General features: G+C 69.7%; 9 protein-coding genes. 2 read left to right on the top strand and 7 right to left on the bottom strand.

What is annotated here, in order from left to right; genetic code table 11:
- Window positions 1–177: 177 nt before the first annotated feature.
- Entirely contained in the window at window positions 178–588 is a 411-nt protein-coding gene (locus OG322_RS09660) for an STAS domain-containing protein (protein WP_123461778.1), read from the top strand.
- Between the two features lie 49 nt (window positions 589–637).
- Here OG322_RS09660 and OG322_RS09665 read toward each other — a convergent pair whose 3' ends face one another.
- Window positions 638–853 (bottom strand): EF-hand domain-containing protein, encoded by a 216-nt coding sequence (locus OG322_RS09665; protein ID WP_123461777.1) that lies wholly within the window; start codon window positions 851–853, stop codon window positions 638–640.
- 145 nt (window positions 854–998) lie between these two features.
- Here OG322_RS09665 and OG322_RS09670 point away from each other — a divergent pair, with 145 nt between their 5' ends.
- On the top strand, window positions 999–1,637 hold the full coding sequence (locus tag OG322_RS09670) for a GNAT family N-acetyltransferase (RefSeq protein ID WP_123462511.1): 639 nt from the start codon (window positions 999–1,001) through the stop codon (window positions 1,635–1,637).
- 46 nt (window positions 1,638–1,683) lie between these two features.
- Here OG322_RS09670 and OG322_RS09675 read toward each other — a convergent pair whose 3' ends face one another.
- From OG322_RS09675 to OG322_RS09700, 6 genes are all read right to left on the bottom strand, one after another.
- Window positions 1,684–2,874, bottom strand: coding sequence for a YncE family protein (locus tag OG322_RS09675; protein WP_123461776.1), 1,191 nt, complete (start codon window positions 2,872–2,874; stop codon window positions 1,684–1,686).
- Window positions 2,874–3,680: a polysaccharide deacetylase family protein gene (locus OG322_RS09680; RefSeq protein WP_123461775.1), complete on the bottom strand. Its 807-nt coding sequence runs from the start codon at window positions 3,678–3,680 to the stop codon at window positions 2,874–2,876. The genes OG322_RS09675 and OG322_RS09680 overlap by 1 nt, the downstream gene beginning before the upstream one ends.
- A 425-nt stretch (window positions 3,681–4,105) precedes the next feature.
- On the bottom strand, window positions 4,106–4,621 hold the full coding sequence (locus OG322_RS09685; RefSeq protein ID WP_123461774.1) for an ATP-binding protein: 516 nt from the start codon (window positions 4,619–4,621) through the stop codon (window positions 4,106–4,108).
- A gap of 251 nt (window positions 4,622–4,872) precedes the next feature.
- Entirely contained in the window at window positions 4,873–5,640 is a 768-nt protein-coding gene (locus OG322_RS09690; RefSeq protein WP_123461773.1) for an enoyl-CoA hydratase/isomerase family protein, read from the bottom strand.
- 206 nt (window positions 5,641–5,846) lie between these two features.
- The gene (locus OG322_RS09695) at window positions 5,847–6,290 is read right to left on the bottom strand and encodes a cold-shock protein (protein WP_123461772.1); all 444 of its coding nucleotides are present in this window, start codon (window positions 6,288–6,290) and stop codon (window positions 5,847–5,849) included.
- A gap of 258 nt (window positions 6,291–6,548) precedes the next feature.
- Window positions 6,549–7,454, bottom strand: a complete 906-nt coding sequence (locus tag OG322_RS09700) for a proline iminopeptidase-family hydrolase (protein ID WP_266410894.1) — start codon at window positions 7,452–7,454, stop codon at window positions 6,549–6,551.
- Window positions 7,455–7,588: the final 134 nt, after the last annotated feature.

Consider the following 7,588-nt stretch of genomic DNA (forward strand, 5'->3'; position numbering starts at 1 on the left):
CTCGACGTCCACGGCACCATCGAACATTCACCCGGAAGGACGCATTACGAGAGGCTCGAACGTTTCTGCACCCCCACCCGACGCGAGCCTCGGGTTAGGTTCACCGACTGTCACCTCACTGACAGCCACCCAGGCCCCGGGTGCCTCCGGGGATTCGGCGCTGCGAGGAGAGGCATCATGACCGAGAGGCTGTCCCCCACGGCATCCCCTGCGCTGGTCCCCCTGCCCGAGCCGTGCGGCCGCGTGTACCGCAGGAACGGCCGGACGGTGGTGGCGCTGCGCGACGAGATCGACATCGCGACCGCCGCCCTCATCACACCGGCCCTCGACGTCGCCACGTCGGACGGGTCACCGCATGTGGTGGTCGACCTGACCGAGGTGAGTTTCCTCGACTGCTCGGGGCTGACGCTGCTGTGCCGGGCCCGCCGGCGGGTGCTGGACCGGGACGGGCAGTTCTGGCTCGTCTGCGACTGCCCGAGGATCCTGCGGCTGCTGCGGGCCGGCCGGCTGCACGACCTGTTCCGTCCGGTGGCGACGCCGGACGAGGCCTTCGACGGGCACGGGTCCGCCGGCCCGTCCGGTTCGTGAGGGGAGCGGGTCCGCGGCCCCCGGCCCGCCGGCCGGGGGTCCTCGGCCGTCAGCCCTTGTTCTGCGCGGCCCAGAACTCGTCGAAGGTGAGGAGGCCGTCACCGTTCGCGTCGTGGGAGTTGATCACGGCCTGCGCGACCGGCTCGGTGACATAGGGGTCCCCCAGCTGAGCCATGACGCTCTTGTACTCGGCAGCCGATATCAGCCCGTCGCCGTTCAGGTCGAACCGCTCGAACGCCTTGCGCGCCGACTCGATGTCCGCCACTGTTCCGCCCCTTCGTAATGCCTATATGACGGAGGTCAGATTAACGGGCCTGACGGATGGCGATCGCGGCGGCCGGTCATCGATCATGGGTGGGTCCGTCCGCCGCCCGGCGGACGGTGGCCCGGAGCGGGGAGAGTACGGCGCGATGACCGATGCACTGGCGGGGATCCTGGCAGCCGCGGCGCAGGGGCGGTTTCCGCCGCCGGACGGGGCCACCACGGTGGTGCGGCAGCCGAACGTACGGGATGCCGGGGTGCTGGCGTTCACCGCGCACTCGGTGGTGTTCACGGACGAGGACCCACGGTGGGTGCGGGCCGCCCTGGCCGCCACCCCCGGTGACGCGCTCGCCGCGACGATGAATCCGCACTTCCTGGGCGCGCTGCTGGCCCGGACCGGTCGGCGGATGAACACGATCGACCTGCTCACGGTCGCACCCGCGCTGCCGGGCGCACCGGAGTTGGAGCTGCGGGAGATCCGCGACCCCGGACACCCCCGGGTGGCACGGGCGATGAAGTTCCGTGACGAGGTGCGGGTCTGGGGGGCCGCGGGCGGTGTGCTGATCCTCGGACGCGGCGTCGCGGGGCGCTGGGAGACCGCGATCGAGGTGGCCGAGGAGGCGCGCGGGCAGCGGCTCGGCGAACGGCTGGCGCGGGCGGCCCGGCACCTGGTGCCGGACACGGTGGTGTGGGCGCAGCAGTCGCCCGGCAACGCCCGCAGTGTGCGGACGTTCCAGGCGGCGGGCTACCGGCCGGTGGGCTCGGAGGCGCTGCTGATCGAGGGGTGAGCCACCGGCCGGCCGGGGGGCAGGAGCGGGGACCCGGGGTGCGGGCTCAGCGGAAGACGCCGGTGTGGCCCAGCGAGTACCGGCCCGGCTGCGGGTAGACGGCGAGACCGTGCGGTCCCTTGCCCACCGGGATCCGGGCGAGCTGCTTGCCGCTGGTGGTGTCGATCGCGTACACCTCGGCGTTGTAACGCCCGGTCAGCCAGAGGACCTTGCCGTCCGCGGAGACGCCGCCCATGTCGGGGCTGCCGCCGCCCGGCAGATGCCACTTCTTCGCCAGCTTCTTCTGCGCGAAGTCGAAGACGGAGACGGAGCCCTCGCCGCGGTTGGAGATGTACATCTCCTTGGCGTCGCGGCTGACGTAGAGCCCGTGGCAGCCCTTGCCGGTGGGCAGCAGCTTCGGGGTGGTGAACTTCTTTCCGTCCAGCACCCACATGCCGTTCGCCATCATGTCCGCGATGTAGAACGTGCTTCCGTCGGGCGACAGCTTCACGTCCTGCGGCATGGCGCCCTTGAACGGCAGCTTCTGCTGGCCCACCACCTTCATCCTGGCCGTGTCGACCTTGAGGAGTTCGCCGGAGAACTCGCAGGAGACGATGAAGTACCGGCCGTCCGCCGAGAAGTCGGCGTGGTTCACGCCCGCGCAGCTGACCGGGACGGCCTTGGCCGTCTTCATGGTGTGGGCGTCACGGAAGACCAGTTGACGGTCCATCGAGGCCATCACGATGGCGTACTTGCCGTTCGGGGTGAAGTAGAGGTTGTACGGATCGGAGACGTCGACCGTCTTCCCCGCCTTGCCGGTCGCGGGGTCGATCGCGGTGAGGCTGTCGCCGAGGTCGTTGTTGACCCAGAGGGTCTTCAGGTCCCAGGACGGGACGACGTGCTGCGGCTGACGGCCGACCGGGATGGTCTCGATGACCTTGTACGTGGCGGGGTCGATCACCGTCACCGTGTTGGAGTTGGTGTTGGGTACGTACACCCGGGACGGGAAGCCCTTGACGGCCGGCGACAGCTTTCCCGCGGCGTCGGCCGCGTAGACGTTCGCCGGATCGAGCACCGGCGGCATCCCGGCCAGTCCGGGCGGTGCGGGCGGGGTGACGTGCTCGGCTCTGACGGGTGGCGCGGCGGCCTCGGTGGTGGCGTCGGACGCCCCCTTTTCGGCGGGGGTGCCGCAGCCGGTGAGTACGGCGAGCAGGACGCCCCCGAGCAGGGCCGCGGTGCGCGTGGTGGAGGGAAGCATCAGGTCAACAGCTCCGTGGTCGTCACCGCACGCAGTCCGCGGCGGTCGAGTTCGGTGAGAAGGAGGGGCAGCGCGGCGACCGTGTCCGCGTAGCCGAAGTGCATGCTCACCACCGATCCGTTACGGATCTCGCCGGCCACCTTGCGGGTGACGGCCGCGGCGCCGGGCGAGGTGAAGTCGAGGGAGTCCACGTCGTACGAGAGGACGTGCGGATACCCCGCGCGGACGGCGAGCCGCTGAACGAGCGGAGTGGCGTACTGGGTGCGCGAGGGCCGGAACCAGGTACCGATGGAGCCGGTCAGCCGGCTCAGCCGCTGGGCACATCCGGTGATCTCCGCGTACGCCTGGGCCTCGCCCATCGAGGAGATGTCGATGTGGCGCTGGGTGTGGTTGCCGAGGTCGTGGCCGCCGTCGAGGATCCGGCGGGCCATCTCGGGGTGTTCGTCGAGCCAGCTGCCGACGGCGAGGACGGTGACCCGGGCCCGGGCCCGTTCGGCCTCGGCCAGCACGGTCCGGGCGATGGCGGGGTCGCCCTGGCCGTGGAAGGTGAGGGCGACGCGCGGCTGGTCACGGGGGCCGTGGTCGATCTGCACCGGCTGCCCGGGGAAGCGGCGCGGGGCGGGCGCGGGGGCGGGTGTTCCGACGGTGGCGGCCGGTTTCTTCGGGGCCGGGTGGGTGAGGGTCTTCGCCGATGTCCCAGCAGTGTCCCGGTCCCCGCATCCGGTGGCGAGGGCTGCGGCGAGGGCGGCCCCTGCTCCTGCGCGCAGGGCGCTGCGGCGGTGCACCGGTGCGTCGGAGTCGTTCATGTGCAGAACAGTAAGTGGGTAATGTCAGAAAAGTGACACTTGACCCTTTTCCCCGCTTCCGCAGGTCACACGGATGCGCACCGCCCACGCCCTTGGCGATCGATGAATCACCCGCAGAGGCTGTTCGGCATTCATAGATTTCCAGGCAAGTGACCCAGCACACCTGTGATTCATCGCGCAAATGCACTGATTCATCACGCTATGGGCGTTTTGGGGCTTTGGCGATGGAGTCGCCCGTCTGCCATAGTCGGTGACACGACCCGCATTGACCCGAGCCGGGCCGTCATAAGCGGCCGTGAACACACCCCCCATTTCACGGCCCCCACACAGCAGCCCCCGCACCGCCGCACCACGGCCGAACCGGGGGCTTCTGTGCATCCGGAGCCGCCCGGGGCAGCCGCCCGGGGGCCGTCACCCAGGGGTTGTCAGCGGTCGGAGATCCGCATCTCGAACCAGGTGATCTTGCCGCGCGGCAGCAGATCCACGCCCCACCGGTCGGAGAGTTTGTCGACGAGGAAGAGGCCCCGTCCGCTGATGTCCATCTCCTGGACGGGCATGAGGCACGGCAGTCCGCGCGAGGGGTCGCGCACCTCGATCCTGATCCAGCCGCGACGGCGCAGCATCCGCAGACCGAAAACCCGGGCGCCGGTGTGCCGCACCGCGTTGCCGACGAGTTCGGACACGAGCAGAACGGCGTGTTCGCCGGTCTGCGGGGAGAGCCCCCACTGGCGGAGCACCACACAGGAGGTGAGCCGGCGCGCGGTGGCCGCGGACTCCGGGCGGGAGGGCAGCCGGACTTCGTCCTCCGTCGGATTTCCGAACAACTCCAGCGCCTTGAACGCCTGTTCGTCCTCGACGGCCGGCATCCTCCGTGCCGCTGTCGCGCTGCTGCGCTGTCGCGGCTGCTCCATACCCTCCAGGCCCGCCATGGACACCATCATGGCTGCAAGGCGGGCACTCCGGGGCCGTTCCGAGGGAATCCCTGACCCGGAATGAGCAATTCCGCAGCGACCTCTTGGCATATGCCGATGGCAGAATGCCTCCACCCACACCCTCGTTGACCTGGGCGGACATCACGCCCGAGCGGGTTTGCCAGGACCGGCGGCGCGCTGAGCCTTAAGGTTGCCTTAAGGCTCAGCCAATCCGCCCACACGGATGAACGTGCCGGGGTCTGTTCCCAACTAGCGTTCGGTCAGAGGAATTTGGCCTTGCCCGGCCCTTCGTCCACAAAACTGCGCATACCGCGTTCCCGGTCCTCCGTGGCGAAGAGTCCGGCGAACCAGGTCCGCTCGATCGTGAGGCCGGTGTCGATGTCCGTCTCCAGCCCGGCGTCGACGGCTTCCTTGGCGGCACGCAGAGCGAGGGCCGGGCCCTTCGCCAGCCTGGCGGCCCAGGCGTGCGCGTGCTCGTACACTTCGGCGGCGGGCACCACACGGTCCACCAGGCCCATGGTGAGGGCCTCGTCGGCCTTCACATGGCGGCCGGTGAAGATCAGGTCCTTGGCCTTGGCGGGGCCCACCAGACGGGCGAGCCGCTGGGTGCCGCCCGCACCCGGGATCAGTCCGAGCATGATCTCCGGCTGCCCCAGCCTGGCGTTGTCGCCGGCGATCCGGAAGTCGGCGCAGAGGGCGAGCTCGCAGCCGCCGCCGAGCGCGTAGCCGGTGACGGCCGCGACGACGGGCTTGGGAATCCTGGCCACCGCGGTGAAGGACTCCTGCAGCGCCTTGGACCGGACCACCATCGCCGGGTGGTCCATCGCCTGCATCTCCTTGATGTCCGCGCCTGCCGCGAACACCTTCTCGCCGCCGTAGAGCACCACGGCGCGCACGTCGTCGCGCCCGGAGGCCTCCTCGGCCAGCTCGCGCAGCCGGTCCTGGGTGGCGATGTCCAGGGCGTTCATCGGCGGACGGTCCAGCCGGATCGTGCCGACGCCGCCGCTTACTTCGAGGGTTACGGTCATGAGAGGCAGGTTAACCGGCGCTAACGCGGGGGCGGACAGGCCCGGGCCCGGTGCCGTTCGTCACAGCTGACGGGCGACTGGCGGCGGCGACAGCGACGGGCCCGGCGGTGTCCGCCGGATGTCGCGGGCGCCCGACGGATTCCGCAGGTGCCCGCGCGGCCCGGGGCCTGTGGTCCCGGGCCGCGGCGTGGAGCAGCCCGCCTGGCTCAGCCCTCGACCCAACCGTGCTTCTTGGCGAACTGCAGCATCCCCTGGCGTACCTGAAGAATGTGCGCCGCGGTGAGACCGGGGGCCGATTCCAGCAGCACTTCCGTGACGTCCCGCACGTACTCCTGCGAGTTGAGCACATCGCACAGCACGTCGTCGCCGTCCACGACCTGCCTGCTCGGGGAATCGGAACGCCCCGAGAACGCAGACGCCGGTGCCGCTGTCGACCCATTGCCGCTGCCGGGGGCGAGTTGCACCGATGAGGCCTTCAGACCCCGGTCGCCCTCCTCGATCTCGAACTCGACCATCAGGCCGGGCCTGAGAGAGGCCTCGGGAATACGAAGGTCGTTGACATGCAGGAAGACGTCCTCGCCTCCGTGGTCAGGGGCGATGAACCCATAGCCCTTCACGCCGTCGAACCGCACCACACGACCGGTGACCATCAGAACCACCCTCTCAACGAAACCCCGGACCCGTGCCCGGGATACCCCTGCCGCGGCAGGCTGCCCGGACTCGTACACCACTCCGGAGCCGCCTTGCGACTATCTGACCACTACCGTCCCAGTCGTCATTGCCTGCAGCCCCACAGCCGTGGAGATCTGCGGGTGACATCCGGAACTCCGCACCGAAGGCGCGGCATGTTCTCAGCACTCTATGCAACGTGCGGCCGTCCCACCGGCGCGGCCGCCGACGCGGGAGAGTCAGCCGGGGGCGATCTCCTGGAGGAACGCCTTCATGACCTGGCGGAAGTGTTCCGGTTCCTCAAGATGCGGCAGGTGGCTGGACTCCTCGAATATCTCCCAGCGCGCTCCCGGAATGAGGTCCTGGAACGGTTGCACCGTCGCGGGCGTGGCCTCGTCGTGGCGCCCGGAGATCAGCAGGGTGGGCACGTCGACGTCAGGGCAGAGATCGATGACCGACCAGTCGCGGAGCGTGCCGTTCACATGGAACTCGCTGGGGCCGTTCATCGCGTAGTAGACGGTGGGGTCGTTGTACACCTCGTAGAACGAGGCCAGGTAGTCGCGGGGCCAGGGTGCGAGACGGCAGACGTGCCGCTCGTAGAACGTGCGCATGGCCCCGTGGTACTCGTCCGTCTCGGTGGTTCCGGCGGCCTCGTGCCGCAGCAGCGTTTCGTTGACGCCGGGCGGGAGCTGGTCCCGGAGCACCTTGGCCTCCTGGAGCCAGAGCGGATAGGAGGCGGGCGAGTTGGCGATGACCAGGCCGCGCAGGCCGGCCGGACGTGCCGCGGCGTGGTGCGTGATGAGCATGCCGCCCCAGGACTGGCCGAACAGTACGTAGTTGTCGGCGATCCCGAGACCCTGGAGCAGGTTGTCGAGTTCGGCGGCGAACAGGTCCACCGTCCAGAAGTCTGCCCCCCGGTCGGGCAGATGGGTCGAGCCGCCGTTCCCGATCTGGTCGTAGTGCACGACGGACCAGCCGTCTTCGGCCAGGTCGGAGAGGTTTTGCAGATAGTCGTGGGTGGATCCGGGGCCGCCGTGCACGACGACGAGGGTGGGCCGGTCGGAGCGAAGGTCGCCCGTCACCCGGTACCACGTCTCGTGCTCGCCGAACGGCAGGGTCCCCTTCGCGCTGGGTGCCACAGTCACGTCACTTCGCCTCGCTTCGCTTCACTCACACTGTTTGCGGATGGGAGCCGTGGTTCGTGTGCTCGGTCGTCGCGGCCACGTCCCGACGACGCTGTGCGGTTCCTTCGGTACCGAGCCGCGTCCGGCGGATCCGA

Source organism: Streptomyces sp. NBC_01260 (assembly GCF_036226405.1).
In the GTDB taxonomy this organism is placed as follows: domain Bacteria; phylum Actinomycetota; class Actinomycetes; order Streptomycetales; family Streptomycetaceae; genus Streptomyces; species Streptomyces laculatispora.

Coding starts and splice junctions, on each gene's coding strand:
- OG322_RS09690 (WP_123461773.1), bottom strand. CDS start 5,640: ATGACCGTAACCCTCGAAGTAAGCGGCGGCGTCGGCACGATCCGGCTG.
- OG322_RS09675 (WP_123461776.1), bottom strand. CDS start 2,874: ATGCTTCCCTCCACCACGCGCACCGCGGCCCTGCTCGGGGGCGTCCTG.
- OG322_RS09670 (WP_123462511.1), top strand. CDS start 999: ATGACCGATGCACTGGCGGGGATCCTGGCAGCCGCGGCGCAGGGGCGG.
- OG322_RS09660 (WP_123461778.1), top strand. CDS start 178: ATGACCGAGAGGCTGTCCCCCACGGCATCCCCTGCGCTGGTCCCCCTG.
- OG322_RS09685 (WP_123461774.1), bottom strand. CDS start 4,621: ATGATGGTGTCCATGGCGGGCCTGGAGGGTATGGAGCAGCCGCGACAG.
- OG322_RS09695 (WP_123461772.1), bottom strand. CDS start 6,290: ATGGTCACCGGTCGTGTGGTGCGGTTCGACGGCGTGAAGGGCTATGGG.
- OG322_RS09680 (WP_123461775.1), bottom strand. CDS start 3,680: ATGAACGACTCCGACGCACCGGTGCACCGCCGCAGCGCCCTGCGCGCA.